Here is a 17,481-nt window from a genome sequence, read left to right on the forward strand (position 1 = left end):
GATGCCCCTTTCCGTTACTGGGCGAGCCATGCGCACACGGCGGCGTACAACGTTCCGGTGAACGTGTCGCCGGCGTTGCGTCCCATGACCTGCACGCTCGACGCGCCGCCGGTGTTCGCGACGTGCAGGAAGATGCCGTACGCGTCGGTGTCGCTGCTGGCGACGGCGAAATACCGCCCGTATTTCGCCGGGTTGAGCGTGAACTGCGCCTTGTTGAAGTTGCCTCCGGCCTGGAACGTGCCGTTGTTGTACAGCCATTGCGCGGCCTGGAACGTATTGCGTCCGGTGAGCCCGCCGAGATAGCCTCCGAGATAAAGGCATCCGGTGTCGATGCACGCCTGCACGCCGACGGCGCCGTTCTGGTCGGACGCCTCGATTCCCGAGTATGTGCGTCCGCCGTTGTTGGCGTCGTTGGCCCACGCGTACACGTTCGCGTATCGGCTCCCGGGCCTGTGCGCGTACAGTTGCGCGTACGAGCCGTTGCCGCTCCTGTTGTGCGCCGCGATCCGCGTGTACCATTCACGCCTGTTGGTGTCGGAGCTTTTCTCCAGGTAATCGGTCTTCGTGAGCACGTAGAACTCGGCCGACTCCAACCCGCCGTTGCGGTACTGTCCCAGGCGCATGAACGAGCCGAACCCGGTGCCCGCGCCGGCGGACCCGTCCGTGCGCATGCCTCCGTTCAGGCAGATTGTGCTGATCAGGCCCCGGTCGGAGTCCTCGAACTCGGTGCCGATGTACGGGGCGCGCGCGTACGAGCCGTCAGGGATGAACTGGATGCCGACGCCGGTCTGCGTGTTGTCCGGGTCCCCGACGATGCTCGTGTGGAAATCCGGGTTGATCAGCACGCGTTTGCCCGAGATCGCGGTCTGGAACGTGCCTGTGAGCAGGTTGCTTCCGCCGTTGCCGTCCAGGTGGACGGTGTGGTTGTGGCTCGAGTCCCACATGTCCAGGCCACTGTCGCGCAGCTTGAACCCGGTGTTCTCCGCGGTCGAGGACTGGTAGACCGCGCCGGTGAACACGTAGCCGCGGAACTGGCCGGCGGCGATCTTGTCGGTCGTGATGCATCCGGCGGCGATCTTGACCGCGGTCACCGAATTGGCCGCGAGCTTGTCCGCGGTGACCGCGCCGGACACGATCTTCGACGCGTTCACCGAGTTCGCGGCGAGCTTGTCCGCGGTCACGGCGCCGGCGGCGATCTTCCCCGCGTTCACGCTGTTCGCGGCGAGCTTGTCCGCGGTCACGGCCAGTGCGGCGATCTTCGCGGATGTGACCGCGTTGGCGGCGATCTTGTCGGTCGAGATCGCGCTGGCGGCGATCTTGTCGCCGGTGATGGTCAACGCGGCGATCTTCGCGGCGGTGACGGCGCCGGCGGCCAGCTTCTCGGTGGTCACCGCTCCCGCCGCGATCTTGCCGGCGTTCACGCAGTTCGCCGCGAGCTTGTCCGCGGTCACGGCCAGCGAGACGATCTTCTCCGACGTGACCGACCCGGTCGCCAGGTTGTCCGCGACGATCGTGCGCGCGGCGATCAGGTCGCCGGTGATCGTGCCGGACACGATCACGTTGCTCGCGACCAGGCTGTACGTGTTCCACCGCGACCCGTCCCAGACCAGGACCTCGACGATCTCCGAATCCAGGGTCACCAGCACCGATGGGCTGTTGTCCGGTTCGCCCTCGCTGTAGGTGTAGAAATCGGCCAGCGCCGAGGGGCTGTTGTCCGGCTCGCCCAGTGAGGTGGTCCAGTAGCGTTGGTACCGGTACCACAGGTCGCCCACGTTGGGTTCGAGCGACGGCGTGGTGACGGTGGGGTCCTGCCAGTCGTGGAAGATCCGGTTCCTGCCGTCCGCCGTGGTCTGCGCGGCCGCGGCGTCCTGTATGGCCTGCTGGGCCTTGGCCACGGCGTCCGACGCGTTCCTGCCGACCGTGTCGAGTTCCTTGTTGGCCTGCTCGAGCGCGGTCTTGTTGGATTGGATGTCCTTGGTCGCCTGCGAGAGCGTGTTCTGGACCTGTCCGACGGTCTGCTGGGTCTGCGTGATCGTCTGCTGGTTCGCCTTGACGTCCTGCTGGACCTGCGCGACGGTCCTGTTGGCCTCCTCGAGGGCCGTCCTGTTGTCCTGGAGGTCCTTCTGCGCCTGTTCGATCGCCTTGTCGTTGTCCTCGAGGTCCTGACGGATCTGCTCGACCTGCTCGCTGGTCACCGCGGACGCGACCGTGATCCGGGCGGTCGCGGACCATGCGCTCGTGTTGCCGGCATGGTCCACGGCCCGGAACGCGTACGTCCACGTCTCCCCCGGCTGGACGTTCGTGTCCACGAAATCGTCCACGTCGATCATCGACGCGCTCACCACGCCCAGGGCGCCCGCCGACGATCCACGCCCCACCTCGAGATGGTCGAAATCGGGTTCCATGCCGCCGCCCGACGCGTTGCGCCCGTCCCAATGGATCGTGACCACGCCCATCTCCGAGCTCAATACCGGTTCGCTGGGCACGCTCGGCGGTACCGCGTCCGACGCGACCCTGACCGACGCCTCGTCGGACCATTCGCCCGGCCTGTCGCTGTACGAGGGTATCGCGCGCACGCGGGCGACCACGGTGCGCCCGCAGTCCAGATTCGACCATGCCAACGTCAACCCGTCAGTCACACCGGCCGCACGCCAACCGTCCTCTTCCGCATACCGCCATTCGACCCGGTAGTCGGCGATATCGATGGCCGTGTCGTCCGTGGCCTGCGTGACCTCGCCCCACCCGGCCGTGACCAGACCACGCGCGTACCCGCTCGAATCCAGGTACGCGTCCGTGGACAGGACAAGCCCGCCGGGGGCCTTCGGAACACGATGGTCCTGCGCTGGCGCTGGTCTCCCGCCCTGGGCTCCGCCGGCGACGGCGCCGCCGGTGATGCCCTGGATCCGTTTGGCCTGTCTGGTCTGCGCGTCGTACAGGCGGTCGTTGAGGATGAGCGCCGCCTTGACTCCGGACGACGACCAGTTGAGCGTGATCCGTTGGACGCGGACCTTTTCGCCGTGCGATACCGTGGGGGCGGTGATCCAATCACCCGGACGGTAGTCGATGAGCGGGAGCGCGTCGACGTCGTTGACGAGGACGCTGCGCGTGTACTGTCCGCGCACGCGTGCGGCCTGGTCGAGCTGGGTTTGCATGAGCAGGCGCGCGGTTCCCTCGTCGCTCACGCCTCCCTGCGAGCTGTACAGTTCCCATTTGCCCCACGGGGTCGGCGCGGCCTGGTTGTCCTGGGTGAAGTCGATGCCGTCGCCCATGACGAGGATGTGCGCGGCGAGGTTCTCGATGGTCTCCTCCTCGGGGCTTTCGAGCGCCTGGGTGGCCAACGGGATGATGACGCTTCCGCTGAGGTCGCGGCACAGCGCGGTCGAGTCCGCATTCCATATGCGCAGCGTCATGCCTTGGGTGCGCCAGTCGCACACGCCGTTCGCCGCGAGGTTCGACAGTGCGGTGAAGCAGTCGACGCCGGGATCGTAGTAGAGGGTCATCACGTTCGCCCATGCGGCGCCCGCAGAGTCCATGCCGGTGTCGAATCCCGCGTCGATGTATCCGGCGACGCCGTCGCGTCCGCGGTTCTCGTCGAGCATGGTCTTGACGATCGTGCCCGGGTTCGCGCTGTAGAAGGCGCGCTTGCCCTTGTTGTCTCCCTCCGTGAGCAGCTTCGAGGTGTCAAGGAGCAGGGCCTTCCTGAGCAGCCACGCGTAGGTCATCAGGTTCAGGGTGACGGTGTCGGACCTGTCCTTGGCGTCCCTGCTGCGGGAGACGAGAACGAACCGTCCGTTGTAGGGTTCGGTCCACGCGCCGCCGTCGGATACCTCGTAGCCGACGGCGAGGCCCTGTTCGAGGCCGCGTTTGAGGATGTCGCCGCCGAGAGCGAGACGCGAGTACGTGACCTTCAGGGTGCCGGCGTCGTCGTGCTGGAAGTCGACGTCGACGCTCAACGGCCTTGGGAGCATGCCCAGGCTCGTGCCGTCCGGCTCGTATGCGTGCAAGCGGAAATACAGGGACCTGCCCATCGTCACCACCATGATTGCTTGTAATGGACGACGATGTCGCCGTCCGACCCGGTCAATGCGGCCGACATGTCGTATCCGCCGTCCGGTTTCGGGTACAGGATGAGCGGCCCGATGGCCGGATAGTCGACGCCGGTCGTCGTTGTGCCGCCGTCCCACGCGTCCGCGGCCGTCGACCGCCACGCGGTCAGCCTGCCGGCGTCGACGTACGTGTACTGCTGGGCAGCGCTGCCGGCCCATTTGACGCCGGTGCCGGAAACCGGGTCGATCAGGTCGGCGGACGTGACGCCGGACGGCAGTCGGATCACCGCGTCGGGGATCGGCGCGGACGACAGGAGCCCGTACGGCATGTCCGTGTACAGCAGGCTCGGGCTGTCGTCGGGCAGCCCCAACGGCATCGTCCAGTAGCCGGCCTCGTTGTCGGCCGGCCCGGCCGGCGGGTAGAGGCCGCCGCCTTTTGCCGGGAGCAGCCTGTCGACTGGGTTCGGGCTCCGCCACCAGACTCCGGGGATGGCGAGGACGATCGTGTACGAGGCGGCGCGCCCGTATGTCTCGTCGCCGTCCGGCTGCAATGAGACGAGTTCCGCGTCCGCCTCCTGGCGCACGCCGTCGACGGTGCGCGAGACGGTCAGCCTGCCGGACGCGCACAGCATGGCCACGCGCGTGGTCTGCTCCACGAATCCTGGGCCGGCCACGCCGACCTTGATGGTCAGCTGCCGTTCGTCGAACACCGGCGGCATGCCCGATGGCACGCTGCCGCTCACGCCCGGCACCGTGACGACCGTCCTGACCGCGCTCATCCCGGCAAGCCAGTTGGATCCCAACGCCACACGGCAGTTGCGGGAGTCCAACGGCATGCCGTTGATCATGTAGTCGACGTTCGGCAAGACGCACCTCCCATCACCCGTAGAAGCTGTGGTCCGACTCGTCTGCGGTCCTTAACGGCCACGGGTCGGCCTGCGGATAGTAGTTCGTGATCGTCACGTTCGATCCGGTCATGGCCGTCGCCGGCCATGGCCCGGTTCCCGACGTGGCCCATGCGGGCAGCGCGTCGAGGCCGATGGTGCGTCTGGATGGTATGGCGGCGTCGAGCGCCGCGTCGATGGCGTTCGACAATGGACGGATGCCGTTGTCGACTCCGTTCTGCACGCCGGGGAGGATCCATGCTCCGACCTCGTCGCGGAACACCTTGGACGGGCTGCCGATGCCGAGCGCGCTTTTGGCGGCGTCGACGAGACCGCTCAGCGCTCTCTTGATGTTGTTGTACAGTCCTCCGATGGCTCCGCTGATGCCGTTCCAGAGGCCGCTGACGATGTTGGCCCCGGTGTCGAGGAGCCATTGCCCGGCTCCGCTGACGGCGTTCATGACGGTGCTCTTGATGCCGCCGATCATGTTCGCGAGCGCGTCGATCGCGTCGGATGCGGAGTTCCTGATGCCGTCCCAGATGTTTCCGAAGAACGATTTGACGCCGTTCCAGACGTTTTCCCAGATGGTTTTGATGGTGCCGAGCACGCCGTCGATGACGCCTTTGATGGCGTTGATGGCGGTTTCGACGATGCCTGTGATGGCGTTCCATACGCCTTCGCCGACGGTCCTGATCCCGTTCCATGCCTGGTCCCAGTTGCCCGTGAACACGCCGGTCAGGAATTCTATGACGCCTTGGAGCACCTGGGTGACGCCCTGGATGACCACGGTCAGGCTTTGGATGACCGGCATGGCGGCGTCCGAGATGGTGGCGATCACGCCGGTGATGACGGGGATGATGGCCTGAAGGATCGCGGACAACGGCGGGAGGACGGAGGAGACTATGGTCCCCACCGACGACGCGACGGACGATATGAGCGGGATGATCAGGTTGAGCGCGCCTCCGATGACGGTGCCGAGCAGCGTGCCTATCTGCGTGAGCACGGGCATGAGCGCGGCGCCGACCGTGGAGAATGCGGTCTGCAGCGTGGCGAGCATGGTCTGCAGCGGGGTCCAGTCGACCGCGCCGATGACGCTTTTGATGACGCCGATGACGCCCTGCACGAGCCCGCCGATGGTGGTGGTGAACCCTGTGATGGCCGTCTGGATGGCCGGCATGGCGTCGGTCAGCGCGTCGGCGACGCCCTGTACCGCCGGCGCTACGGCGGTCCCGAGTCCCTGCGACAGGGTGCGGGTGATGCTTTCCCAGGATTGCTCGAGTCCTGCGGCGTTGGAAGCCGCCTGCTGCGCGGCGCCGTCGACCTGTCCGATGGCGTCGACGGCGGATGACGGGTCGAGGCTGTAGAGCGCGTTGCCCAGGTCCTCGGCCTGCGTTCCGAACAGGTTCACGGCCGCGGCGGATCTTGCGACCGGGTCCTCGATGCCACGGAGCCTGTCGAGCACGAGGTCGAACGCCTCGGCCGCCACGTCCCCGCCCTGGCCGAACCTGGCGGCCATGTCGTCGGCGCTCAGCCCCAGGGCCTCGAATCCGGCGATCGTGGTCTCGGACCCGTCGACGGCGCGGATCGAGAATTCCTTGATCGCGTCCGCCACCAGGTCGGCGTTGCGCGCTCCGTTCTGCAGTCCTTGGCTGATCATGCCCATGGCCTGTTCGCCGGACAGGCCCAGCTTCTCGAACTGCGCTGGGTATTCGGTGAACGTGTCGAGCAGGTCCTGTCCCATGTCGGCGCCGGATTGGAATCCGACTGTCAGGATGTCGAACGCTTCCTGCGCGTTGTCCGCCAGACCCGTCTTGATCATCTGACCGGCCGCGGTGGCCATGCCGCCCACGTCCTGGTCGAACGTGTCGGCGAGTGCCATGGCCTGTTCGGTAAGGTTGGTGAAGTCGGCGCTGTCGTCGATGTTGCCGAGTTGCTGCATGAGCAGGCTTGCGGCGTCGCCGACCTCGTCGAGGCTTTCTCCCCATCCGGCTGAGTAGACCTGTCCGGCGATTTCGGCCGCTTCGGCGGCTGTGGTGGTGTCGCCGAGTCTGGCTTTGAGGGTGCCTTCGAGGTTGAGTTGGTCGAGTCCGGTCTGGACGGCGTCGCCGAGCGCGGTGGCGAACGCCGCGCCGATGCCGAGGCCGGCGAGTGTTTTGCCGAGTCCTCCGGCGAGGTCGGAGAGTTTCGCCGTCATCCCGTCCTGGATGTCGGTGGATTCGTCGATCGCGTCGGAGAGTTGTTGGCCTATTCTGTTGCCTGCCCTGTCGGCGTCTACTCCTGACAGTTCGCGGTCTATGCGGTCGGCCGTGCCTTCCATCTTCGGGATGAGACGGAAGTATGAGGTTCCTAGTTCGCTGCCGTTCGAGGCCATGGGTCGTCCTCATTCCCGCCAAGTCCTGAGTCCGATGGGTGTGTCATGCCGTTCTGGGCAGGGAGAGCATCATGTCGATGTGTTGGATGCTCCATGATGGGGTGGTTGCGGGTTTTCTGTCATGGTGTTTCTTTCCCGGGCGTGCGAGTCTGGTTTTCCAGCGTGCGCCCTTGCGTGTGGATTCCTTGGTTTTGGTCCATGCGATGAATTCGAGCGCGTCGATCATGCGTGCCGTCATCCATTCGCCGGTGGTCCATTCGGCCTGGGGGTTGACTGCGGCCCATGCCATGGAGTCCTGTGGGAGGTTGGCGGCGAGGTCCGCGAGGTCGAGGACGCCGATGTCCGGGTGGGAGAGGTTGAGCCCATAGTGTCGTCGCAGGTCGGCGCGAAGCTTGTCCGGCGCGGCCTGCATGAGGCCTATGAGCGTGAGGAGTTTGGGAGTGCCTTGCGGAACAGTTCGACGAGGAAGTGCTCCACTTTGGAGACGGGGACGCGTCCCGTTTCGGGGTCGCGGAGTTCGTCGATGACGGTCTGGTACTGGTCGCCGAGGAGTCGTCGGATGACGTCGGCGATCTTGAACCTGCCGTTCGCGTCGCCGTTGATGACGTCGTTGAGGTCGGCGAGCAGTTCGAAGTCGTCGACGGCCGCGGGGTCGAAGTCCACGGTGATGCCGTCGATGGTGAGACGTCGGGTCTTGCGGTCCTTGGTGGCAACGGTTGGTTCGCTCATGATGGTCCTTCTTGTGGTGTCGCCTGGTCCTTGGGATGGGTTGTGCCGTCCGGGGCCGGACTTGGCGGTGAGCCCCGGACGGACTGGATCCGGGCCGTGTCCGTTCGGACTGCCCGGAGGTTTCATGCGGCGGTGACGTTCACGGCGTACATGGCGGTCTTCTCGCCGGCGCGTACGGTGAGCGTGGTCTCCCCTTCGCCGACGAGCTGCACGTTGACGGTGTTCCCGTCGACGCTCGCGGTCGCCACCCCGTCGTTCTGCGAGGTGACGGTGATCGGCGTGGAATCGGCTCCGCCCGGGGCAACGTCGACGGTGAACGTGTCGACGTCTCCGACGGTCCCGCCGCCGGACTGTCTGCTCAGCATGAGCGTGTTGACGCCCGCCGGGGATGACGTGTAGGCGAAGTAGTCCCGGCTGGTGGCTTCCCCGATGCGTTCGTCCGGGTTGGCGGAGATGGTCATGTCGTAGCCGATCGCGTCGGTGCCGACCTCGACGAGGTCGCCGAATTCGACGCGCGTGCCGTTGGGGATGACGGTGCGTTTGACCGTGCCGCCGGTCATCAGGATTTCCTTGACCCATGTGGAGGGCGTGCCGTCGTCGACCTTGTGGTCGACGCTGGTGGGACGCCCCTGTTCGTCGGTCTTCACGTTGTCGTCGCCGTAGCGGGCCTTGAGCGATTCGGCGTTGGTCTCGATCATCACGAACTGGTAGGTCTCCGCGTAGCTGCTGATGGCGCTGAGCACGCGCGTGCCGCCCATGTCGTTGATGTCGGTGGTCTCGCTGTCGGTCGCGTTGGTGATGCCGTCCTCGCCGATGTAGCCGACGCTTTTGAACGCCGCGTCCAGCTCCTCCACGGCGTCGCCGGGCAGCGTGGTCCCGTACGGGGCGCGGTAGAGCACGCCTTTGACCCCGGGTTTGCCGAGGCTGACGTTGTTCGCGTTGTATCCTGTGGTGTCTTCGGCCATTTCTGGCTCCTTTCACGGTTGTGTTTTCGCCGTCACCTGGACGGACAGCTGGTATCGCGCCGAATGAGGCGGATCCGGTTCAGGGAAGTTGTAGATGGATGTGACGACGCACGAGCTGACCTGCGGGTGGTCGTCGAATCTGGGAAGCATGCGTGCCAGCTTGTCGGCGAGGTCGGACGCGCGCGATCGCCTTCCCGCCCATACCTGGACGGCGAGCATTGCGGTGTCGTTGAATTCGCCGCGCGAGCCTCCTGTGCGTTCCACGGTGATGAACTCGTTCGGTCGGTCGGCCGGGACGCTGAGGCTGGCGGTCGGGCCGAGGCCGCTGGATGAGATCCATTCGGCGAGTTTCTTCTCGATGTTCATGCGCCTGCCGCTTTCTTCAGCGTGTTGTGCTTCTGGTTGTCGTAGGCGGTCTGCCAGAACGTCGGGTTGTCGGACGTGTCGCCCGTGGTGACTATGGCGACGATGCCGTTTCCGGTGTTCGTCGCCGGTTTTGCGATGTAGTTGGCCTTCTCCTCGACGGCCATGCCGTTCGCGCGTTCCGCGATGCTTCTGGCTTCGCCGTCGATGAGGTCCCTGACGGGGCGTGTGCGTTTGAACGCGTTGTAGCCTTTCCGGTCCCATTTGAACGGCGTGTGTTTCATCCCTCGCCCCTTTCGACGTCGACGCTCATGTTCCACCGGGTGGGTGTCATGCCTCCGTCGATGGGCGTTGGGTTGCCGACGACCCGGTAGTCGTCGCCGCGGACGCGGCATGTGGCGCGGCGCAGGTCGCGTGGCGCGAACGTGCGTGGGAACAGGAGCGTCAGGTCGACGTTGACGCCGTCGGGGCGCGTGGATTCGCCGGCGTCCGCCGTGGAGGCTGGCGCGACGAGCACGTCGTCGACCTCGACGGGATCGTCGTCCAACCATATGGTGTCGCCCGCATCGTCCGCGCCCTCGGGGTGCCGGGTGGTCAGCAGTATCGTCTCGCCGCGCATCATGCCGGCCATCGTCGTTCCCCTTCCGATGCGCGTGCGTGCGGGTCGAGGTCGATGCTGCCGATGCGCTGTCCGGATCCTCCGCCGCCGAGCGAGCGTTTCTCGCTCGCCGTGAGATACAGGTCGCCGTCCGGGTTGCTGTAGCTCATGGATTCGCTGAAGCTGCCGGCGGTCTGCGTGCTCTGCGTGACGCCGGCCGTGTCCATGTTGATCATGGAGCGTTTGACCATGGCGCAGACGATGCGTCGCAGCGTCGCCTCGGACGCCGTCCTCCAGCGCGGGCATTGGGTCGTGATCAGGTCGGAGGCGTCGACGATGAGCGTTTCCGCGGTCGTCCGTTCGGCTTCGGTCAATGGTCTCCACCGTGCGGCGAGGTCGTCCGGGGTGGCGAAGGGAGGTTCCGGCGGTTTCGTCTCGTCCGTCATCGGATCCTCCCCTCGGTCAGCTTGCGGCCATGATGCCGGCGGTGACGAGCGCGTCGCGCAACGCGACGTACTCGGCCTTGGTCGGGGTGTCGCCGGCCGGGTCGGGCACGTGCGCGGCCTGCCGGACCACGCCGGCGGTCGAGGTCGTGGCCTCGGCCGGCGTCAACCCGGATGCGGCGAACGGCGTCCCGTCGGGGTTGACGAGGTTGATGGGAGCGTCCAGGGGGCCGGGCTTCTTCTTTTTCCCGGGTTTCTGGACGACAAGTGTCTGGACGGGGAAGCTCATCATTCACCCGCTTCCTTGAGGACGGCGAAGCCCTTGGGGTCGAGGATGGCGTAGCCGAACATGGCTTCGGTGCGGTAGGCGATCTGGTTGTTGGCCTTCAGGTCGACGCCGCTCTGGTCGGGGTCGCCGTAGGGGATGACCTCGGCGGTGATGTCGCGGACCATGCCCCACTGGATGAGGCTGAAGTCTCCCATGATGGCGAGCACGTTGGTCGGTTCTGCGGCGAGGCGGCCGTTGACGGTGCCGGAGGTGGCGGCGGTGATGCCGTCGAGGCTGCCCGGCTGCAGGTTCAGCGGGATCTCCGGATAGAAGCGCATGCCGGTGGCCGGTACGCGCAGCTTGCGCAGTCGGGACGCCCAGACCTTGCTCATGGCGATGCCGTTGATGTCGTACGTGTCGTTGAGCGCGTCGGCGAGCGCGTCGACGTTCGTGATGTCGTCGTCGCCGGCGGTGACCTGCTCGCACTGGTCGCACAGCGCGTCGAAGCCGTCGATCCTGGCGCCGGTCTTGGGGTTGACGGCGTGGTAGACGACGTAGTCGAGGGCGCGGCCGATGGCCTTGGCCTGGTCGTTCTGGATGGATTCGATGATGGCTAGACGGTTGTCCTCGTCGGCCCATTTGAGCTCGCTGGTGACGCGGGTGGTGGTCTGGACCTTGAAGCGTTTGCCGGCGACGAACGAGAGGTCCTGTTCGTAGCTGCTCTTCTTCTGGCCTTCGGCGGTGACGTCGGCCTCGCTCTTGCCGTTGAAGATCATGAACTCCTTGTCGGTGAAGATCTGCGGGCTGGCGGGGCTGAGCGCGGCGATGGTCGAGGTGTCGGCCACCTTGTTGATGACGGCGGTGGCGACGGTTCTGGGAAGGTGGAGTTTGGTGGTGTCCATTGCCATGGTTTTCTCCTGATCGTGGTGGGTGGTTCGTGTGTTACAGGTTGGAGAACAGCTGGTTGGCCCAGTCGAGTTCGCGTGCCTTGTCGGGCTTGCCGTTCGGTGTGCCGCCCTGGTTGGGCATGCCCTTGGGCTTGGGGTGCGCGTACTGGTCGAGCTGGTTGGCGAATTCGCGCATCTCGTCGAGGCTGTCGCCGCGCAGCAGGTTCGCGGGGACTCCGGTCTCCTCGCTGACCTTGCGCGCCCATTCGGCGTGCTGGCGTTCGCTCTTGTACCGGTTGTTCTCGGCTTCGAGCTCGCTGATGCGCTTGGCGGTCCTCTCCGCGTCGCTCATGCTGGATTCCTTGAGCTTTTCCAGCTCCTCGGCGGCCTGTCGGTTCGCGTCGGCGTCCTTCTTGTTGGCCTTGGCGCGTTCCTCCCATGTGCGAGAGTGCTTGATCGCCTCGTGGTATTTGGCCTGCCAGTCGACCGGTTCCCCGCCTTCGCCGGTTCCGCCGCCTCCGGGTTCGGCCGGGGCGTCGACGAGGCGGATGCGCCATGGGATGCGGTGATGGTTGAACATGGTTCTCCTTTCCCTTTCCGGGCAATAAAAAAGCCACCCGTGCGGGTGGCTGTGGAAAATCGGTTTGGTGGTTTAGAGTCCGAGCCGGGGCGCGTAGTCGTCCTTGTCCTCGTCGTCGAGCGCCGCGAGGATGTCGAGCACCGTGTCGTGGGGGATATTGATCTCGTCGGTGACGAATCCCAGGAGCCAGAGCAGCGCGGTGTATGGCTCGCCGGCCGACATCGGCGATTCGTAGGCGTCGATGTCGTCGTCGGTCATGGACGGCCTGACGTATGGCAGCAGCGCTGTGGCCGCGGTTTCGGCGAGGGAGTCACTGGCCATATCGTCTCCTTTCCTGTTCGGTGATCGGGTAGGCGGATTCGACGCCGAACATTCCGTGGGTGTTCCTGCGGATCTTCAGGTAGACCTCGATCATCTGCCCGTCGATGAGTTTGCGGCGGCGTTGGATCCTGCCGTCGGGCGCGGTCATGGGTTCCGTGTCCGGCGCGCAGATCGTTTCGCGCACCGCCCATTTTACCTTCTCCTCGGTCCAGTCGTCGGGGAAGTGGGTCTTGCCGCGCACGCGCGTTCCGGGACCGTGTCCGTCGAGGATGTGCCGCCATATCCTCTTGTAGGGTCTGATGACGTCGTCGGGCCATGGCGCGCTCAGCTCGTATACGCCGCCGCGCACTTCGTCGGGGTACAGGTGGTTCATGGCGACGGTGACGGCGTTCATGTCGCTTGTTCCGGCGGAGCGTCGGGCGGTATCGTACATGTCCATCCATTTCCGCTGCTGGTCGAGCAGATGCGTGTCCTCGCCCCAGTTGGGTTCGACGGTGCATTTGCAGTGTCCGTCGTGGAAGCTTCCACCGAAGTCGGCGCTTTCGCGGCTGGTGTACTCGTAGCCGCGTGCGGCGAGGGTGACGCAGAACGCGCATGGGCGGGTGCCGTGGCAGACGCGCGCCCATCTGGGTCGCGTGGGGTCGGCGCGGATGTTGCGCTGCACGGTGACCCTGACCGCGGTGGCGATCATGTCGGCGATGAACTGCTGGGCGTCGTCGATGTCCGTCAATGGCGGCCACAGGTCGTCGATGGTCATGCCGGCGCGGCTCCGCCCCTCCTTGACCTGTTGGAAGGTCAGGCCGTTGAAGTCGGTGTTCGTGAAGCCGCCCTGCTGCTGCCAGAGCACGCGGTCGGGGTCGACGAGCTCGCTGTGGTCGAAGTCGGGCATGTCGATGCCGGTCTCCTGCGCCCACAATTGGCGTTGCCGTTCGTAGTGGTCGTTGGCGAGCTGGCTGGCGTCACGCACGTAGTCGCGGATCACGTCGCGCGGGTCGTCGCGTCCGCGGCGCAGCGCCTGTTCGATCACGTCGGTGGCCTCGTCGGTCAGGTTGTCGATGTCGGTCTCATACTGTCCGAGCTCCCGTTCCAGCAGCGTCTTCAGCCGTGCCGTCGCCTGCGCCATCGTCGCCCTCCGTTCCGGTCACGCCGGTCTCCCGACGGAGCCGGTCGATGTTCTGCTGGGCGCGCATGCGCTGCTGGTGGGCGCGCAGCGACCTGATCTCGTCCATGCCCAGTCCGAGCCGGGCGAGTCCGACGTCACTGTCCCCCCAGTCGCCGTTGACGGCGGCGACCTTCTGGTAGTAGTCGGCGCGGGCCGCGTCGCTGACCTCCCTGGTGGGGGCCCATATGGGGCGCACGCCGGACAGGTCGGGTGTTTCGGCGGTGTTGTCGCGCAGTTGGACGGCCATGCGCATCGCGTTGATCAGCTGCACTCCGAAGAAACGGTTCTGCCGGTTCGCGGTGCGGGTCAGCTGGTTCTCGGATGCGGCGAGCGCTTCGGCGCTGGTCGGGTTGGTGACGCGGATGCCGAGGTTCTCGGGCGGTATGTCGGTTTCGGCGCTGGCGAGCATGGCGATGGTCTCGAGCATGTCGCCGTGCGGCTGCATGCTCGCCTGGGTGACCTGCCGCATGTCGGGGATGTTGTTGTCGATGTCGCGGCTGACGGTGTTGATGCTGCTGACGAGCGCGCTCCATGTGTCGGTGTCGAACGCCTCGCTGTCGAGGCCGAGGAACCAGAGTTTGGGCGCCGAGTAGAATTCGGCGTTGGCCTCCATGCGGACCATGGTGCGCATGGCCATGTCGGTCAGGTTCATGAGCGTGCGGTTGATGCGGCTGCGTCCGAACGGGCGGTCCATCTGCCGGTCGTGGACGAACGGGACCACCGCCACCCGGTCGAGCCTGTTGTCCTGGCGTTCGGCGGTCCACCATCCGTGGGCTTCGCGCCGGCACGCGTAGTTGCGGCCGGGCAGCCACGCGTTGAACGTGGTGATCGCGCCATTGTCGTCGCATGCGGTGATGGTCAGCGCGGCGCCGATCCTGCGTCGGCTCGTGTCCCATAGGGCGACGCTCCAGTCGGCCGACCTCGGGGTGATCAGGATGCGTTCGCCGGTCGTGTCGTCGGGGTCGTAGTCGATGGTCAGGAAACTGCAGGAATGCTTGTAGCAGCTGATGATCGCCTCGCCCACGTCCCAGGTCAGCTCGTTGCTTTCGCAGATCTCCGTGATGCCGTGCGTGTCCGGGCCGGAGATCTCGAATCCCTCGAACGCGCTTTTGTCGGCGAGGGCGCGCACGCTTTTGCGTGGCCATCCGACGACGTTGCCGGCTTTGGCGGCGATGCTCGGCGGGATGCTGATGCCGAGGTTGCGGAAGCGTTGCTTGCCGTCGTAGAAGAGGGTGCGCAGGAGGTTGCGCGGGTATTTGCGCCGCCATAGGTCGAGCAGGCGTTGGATGGTGTCGAGGTCGTGGCCGTCCATGCCCCGGATGCTGGTGATGCGGCTGCTGCCGGTGGAAAGGAACGGCGTGTTCGGGTTCATAGGCTGTTCACCTTCTGTCGGCGGTTGGGGTTGCGTTTGGTGATGGCGGTGCCGTATGCGGCGAGGGTGACGGCGACGAGAGGGCTGATGTCGGCGTCGGCGGTGAGTTTGTTCCAGCCGAACGCGCCCTGTGTGCCGATGCGTCGGATGGTCGCGTTTTTGACGGCGAGGGCGAGGGCTGGCTGTTTGTCGTCGTCGAGGTGGGTGAGCCGATGGTCGTGGAGCAGGTCGATGAACCGTCCGCAGGCGCGTCCCATATCGTTCGCTTCGGTGAGGATGGGGCGCACGTGCGCGTGTTTGAGGTCGTCGAGCAGGCCCATGGCGGGTGATTGTTTGTCGATGACGACGGCCGCGGTGCGCGGCCATCGTTCGGCGATCCAGTCGACGGCCCATCGCAGGCCCTTGTGTGTGGTGTCCTCGAAGCGTTTGAGTTCGATGTGGACGCTGCCGTCCTGGTGGAGGATGGCGCCGCCGATGGCTAGGCTGGTGCGTTCGGGGTTCATGTCGAGCGCGTAGCCGACGAGTCCGTCGAGGTCCGGCGTCTCGGTGGCGGATGCGGCCCATAGTCTGGGGTCGATGACGTCTGGCGTGCTGGTCTCGTCCCAGATGCCGAGGCCCTCGCGTCGGAAGCTGTCCTCGCCGAGCAGGCTGCGCATGCGCAGAATCGCCTGTTCGCTGGTGCGTGCCGGGTAGCTGGGGTTGGCCTTGGCCCATTGCTCGCGGTCGTCCGGGTCGGCGTCGCGGTCGGCGCTGAGTTCGACGTAGAGCATGCCGTCCTTGCCGGCGAGCGCCTGGCGTCGTTTCTCGGCGAACACCTCGCATGGGTCGCCGGGCTTGGGCGGGGTGCCGGTGAAGACGATGAGCGGGTTGCGGGCGGTGTTGGTGGCGGGGATCATGTCGTCGAGGGCTTTGACGGTGAGGATCTGCGCCTCGTCGAAGATCTCCATGTCCACATCGTCGAAGCCTCGGCCGAACCCCTGTTCGCGGGCGCCGAACATGATGCGGCTGCCGTTGCGCAGTTCGATCTCCTGTTGGCCGTTGGCGCTGCGGATGTGGGCGACGTACCGGTTGAGGGTCTTCCTGCGGGCGAGGCCGGTCAGGCTTTTGAACGTTTCGTTGCTGGTGCGCGCCCGGTGCGCGGTCCACAGGACCTTCATGCCCGGGTGCAGCAGGCAGAGGATGAGCGTGCTGGTGCCGACGGTGTAGGTCTTGCCGACCTGTCGGCAGATGCTGACGGTGGCGCCGCCCTCGCCGCACGCGTACAGGCCGTCGGCGCGTTTGGCGAGCATGAGGGTGAGCAGTCCCTGCTGCCATGGGTCGTAGCCGATGCCGGCCCTAGCGGCGATCTTCTGGACCCTGGGGAATTCGCTGCCGGTGATGCCGGAGGGACGGACCAGATGCCTGGCCAGTTCAGACAATCTCCGCATGGTAGGCATCGTCGCTCACCTCTTCCATGCCCGTGTCGGCGAGCAGGTCGCCGCCGTCGATCGCGTCGAGTCGCTCGCACACTGCGATCAGTTGGCGGCTGATGCCTGGCAGCGCGTTCGCGGGGGTCGACGGGTCCTGCAATGCGGTCTTGAGCCGGTCGCGGTTCAGCCGGAGGATGTCCTCGATGCCGTCGTCCATCATGCGTTCGAACTGGCGCCGGTCCAGATCGTCCGACGGGTGCGCGGCGGTAGGCGCCGATGGTTTGGTTTCACCCGTTTGCATTCTGGCCTTGCGGCGCCGGTACTTGGCCTTGTTGCGGCATGATTCGGAGCAGTAGCGTTGGCGACGGCCATGTCCGGAGGGGCGGAATTCCCCGCCGCAGATCTCGCAGAGCATCGTCCACCGGCCTTTCCCTGTCGCCCGTTTCACCCATTTGATTCCCCGGGGATATTCCGGCCCTGCCCCCGAGGTGGCCGCCTGGTGCCGGAGAGGGGCATTCCCCCACCCCTCACCAGTCGCCGCTGGTCTCCAACGGCAGGCCGGTGGGTCTGGCCGACGACGGACCGCCGAGCCGCATGCGCGCCCACGCGTCGCTTTTGTTGCTTTTCAACCGGTTGCATCGACGGTGCGTGAGCCTGCAGTTGGCGAAGCTCAACGGGTCGCCGCCGCGCGACACTGGCACGATCTCGTCGACCTCCGCGCTCAACGGATGCGGCGTGCGCAGAGTCTTGTCGACGGGCCTGCCGCATATCGCGCACACATCGTAGGCGGCGAGCACCCTGCGGCGCAGCTGGTCGCGCCGCCACCCATTACTCCGGCGGGGGTTACTTCTGGCAGGCATCGTCGAACACCTTGCGCATGGCCCGGCATCCTTTGTCGAGCAGCAGTTCGAATCGTTCCGCGTCGAACATGGCGCATTCGCCAGGCTCGCCCGACAGGGGCACGGGCACCTCGATTGTGGCGAGGTCATGGTCGGCGTTGTCCGAAATGCGCAATATGACCGTGGGCGCCATCATCACACCTCCATGGATATGTGAAGGCCCCGCCTCGGAGCGGGGCCTTCA

Annotated in this window: 20 protein-coding genes; all 20 read right to left on the reverse strand. The window is 66.1% G+C overall.

Features of this window, described 5'->3' with window-relative positions; all coding sequences use genetic code 11:
* Positions 1-14: 14 nt before the first annotated feature.
* On the reverse strand, positions 15-4,028 hold the full coding sequence (locus KIH73_RS00945; protein WP_219079637.1) for a hypothetical protein: 4,014 nt from the start codon (positions 4,026-4,028) through the stop codon (positions 15-17).
* A gap of 2 nt (positions 4,029-4,030) precedes the next feature.
* The gene (locus KIH73_RS00950; protein ID WP_219079638.1) at positions 4,031-4,912 is read right to left on the reverse strand and encodes a hypothetical protein; all 882 of its coding nucleotides are present in this window, start codon (positions 4,910-4,912) and stop codon (positions 4,031-4,033) included.
* Positions 4,913-4,925: 13 nt separating this feature from the next.
* Entirely contained in the window at positions 4,926-7,301 is a 2,376-nt protein-coding gene (locus KIH73_RS00955) for a phage tail tape measure protein (RefSeq protein ID WP_219079639.1), read from the reverse strand.
* Between the two features lie 43 nt (positions 7,302-7,344).
* Positions 7,345-7,713 carry a hypothetical protein gene (locus tag KIH73_RS00960; RefSeq protein ID WP_219079640.1) on the reverse strand — a complete coding sequence of 123 codons (369 nt, stop codon included), beginning with the start codon at positions 7,711-7,713 and terminating at the stop codon, positions 7,345-7,347.
* 5 nt (positions 7,714-7,718) lie between these two features.
* Positions 7,719-8,030, reverse strand: a complete 312-nt coding sequence (locus tag KIH73_RS00965) for a hypothetical protein (RefSeq protein ID WP_219079641.1) — start codon at positions 8,028-8,030, stop codon at positions 7,719-7,721.
* Between the two features lie 122 nt (positions 8,031-8,152).
* On the reverse strand, positions 8,153-8,995 hold the full coding sequence (locus KIH73_RS00970; RefSeq protein WP_219079642.1) for a hypothetical protein: 843 nt from the start codon (positions 8,993-8,995) through the stop codon (positions 8,153-8,155).
* Positions 8,996-9,007: 12 nt separating this feature from the next.
* Positions 9,008-9,361, reverse strand: coding sequence for a hypothetical protein (locus KIH73_RS00975; RefSeq protein WP_219079643.1), 354 nt, complete (start codon positions 9,359-9,361; stop codon positions 9,008-9,010).
* The gene (locus KIH73_RS00980; protein WP_219079644.1) at positions 9,358-9,642 is read right to left on the reverse strand and encodes a hypothetical protein; all 285 of its coding nucleotides are present in this window, start codon (positions 9,640-9,642) and stop codon (positions 9,358-9,360) included. The genes KIH73_RS00975 and KIH73_RS00980 overlap by 4 nt, the downstream gene beginning before the upstream one ends.
* Positions 9,639-9,989 (reverse strand): hypothetical protein, encoded by a 351-nt coding sequence (locus KIH73_RS00985; RefSeq protein ID WP_219079645.1) that lies wholly within the window; start codon positions 9,987-9,989, stop codon positions 9,639-9,641. The genes KIH73_RS00980 and KIH73_RS00985 overlap by 4 nt, the downstream gene beginning before the upstream one ends.
* Positions 9,977-10,402, reverse strand: coding sequence for a Gp19/Gp15/Gp42 family protein (locus tag KIH73_RS00990; protein WP_219079646.1), 426 nt, complete (start codon positions 10,400-10,402; stop codon positions 9,977-9,979). The genes KIH73_RS00985 and KIH73_RS00990 overlap by 13 nt, the downstream gene beginning before the upstream one ends.
* Positions 10,403-10,418: 16 nt before the next feature.
* The gene (locus KIH73_RS00995; RefSeq protein ID WP_219079647.1) at positions 10,419-10,691 is read right to left on the reverse strand and encodes a hypothetical protein; all 273 of its coding nucleotides are present in this window, start codon (positions 10,689-10,691) and stop codon (positions 10,419-10,421) included.
* Complete coding sequence (locus KIH73_RS01000; protein WP_219079648.1) at positions 10,688-11,575, reverse strand: phage major capsid family protein; 888 nt, start codon at positions 11,573-11,575, stop codon at positions 10,688-10,690. Before KIH73_RS01000 ends, KIH73_RS00995 begins: the two co-directional genes overlap by 4 nt.
* Positions 11,576-11,609: 34 nt before the next feature.
* Complete coding sequence (locus tag KIH73_RS01005; RefSeq protein ID WP_219079649.1) at positions 11,610-12,134, reverse strand: heavy metal transporter; 525 nt, start codon at positions 12,132-12,134, stop codon at positions 11,610-11,612.
* Between the two features lie 72 nt (positions 12,135-12,206).
* Entirely contained in the window at positions 12,207-12,455 is a 249-nt protein-coding gene (locus KIH73_RS01010; RefSeq protein ID WP_219079650.1) for a hypothetical protein, read from the reverse strand.
* The gene (locus tag KIH73_RS01015; protein ID WP_219079651.1) at positions 12,445-13,578 is read right to left on the reverse strand and encodes a VG15 protein; all 1,134 of its coding nucleotides are present in this window, start codon (positions 13,576-13,578) and stop codon (positions 12,445-12,447) included. Before KIH73_RS01015 ends, KIH73_RS01010 begins: the two co-directional genes overlap by 11 nt.
* Positions 13,520-14,989: a phage portal protein gene (locus tag KIH73_RS01020; protein WP_219079652.1), complete on the reverse strand. Its 1,470-nt coding sequence runs from the start codon at positions 14,987-14,989 to the stop codon at positions 13,520-13,522. Before KIH73_RS01020 ends, KIH73_RS01015 begins: the two co-directional genes overlap by 59 nt.
* On the reverse strand, positions 14,986-16,416 hold the full coding sequence (locus KIH73_RS01025) for a terminase (protein WP_236022480.1): 1,431 nt from the start codon (positions 16,414-16,416) through the stop codon (positions 14,986-14,988). The genes KIH73_RS01020 and KIH73_RS01025 overlap by 4 nt, the downstream gene beginning before the upstream one ends.
* Positions 16,400-16,813: a hypothetical protein gene (locus KIH73_RS01030; RefSeq protein ID WP_219079654.1), complete on the reverse strand. Its 414-nt coding sequence runs from the start codon at positions 16,811-16,813 to the stop codon at positions 16,400-16,402. Before KIH73_RS01030 ends, KIH73_RS01025 begins: the two co-directional genes overlap by 17 nt.
* Before the next feature lie 112 nt (positions 16,814-16,925).
* Entirely contained in the window at positions 16,926-17,258 is a 333-nt protein-coding gene (locus KIH73_RS01035) for an HNH endonuclease signature motif containing protein (RefSeq protein WP_219079655.1), read from the reverse strand.
* On the reverse strand, positions 17,242-17,433 hold the full coding sequence (locus KIH73_RS01040; RefSeq protein ID WP_219079656.1) for a hypothetical protein: 192 nt from the start codon (positions 17,431-17,433) through the stop codon (positions 17,242-17,244). The genes KIH73_RS01035 and KIH73_RS01040 overlap by 17 nt, the downstream gene beginning before the upstream one ends.
* Positions 17,434-17,481: the final 48 nt, after the last annotated feature.

Origin of the sequence: Bifidobacterium phasiani, assembly GCF_019331775.1 — a bacterium.
GTDB classification, from domain to species: Bacteria; Actinomycetota; Actinomycetes; order Actinomycetales; family Bifidobacteriaceae; genus Bifidobacterium; species Bifidobacterium phasiani.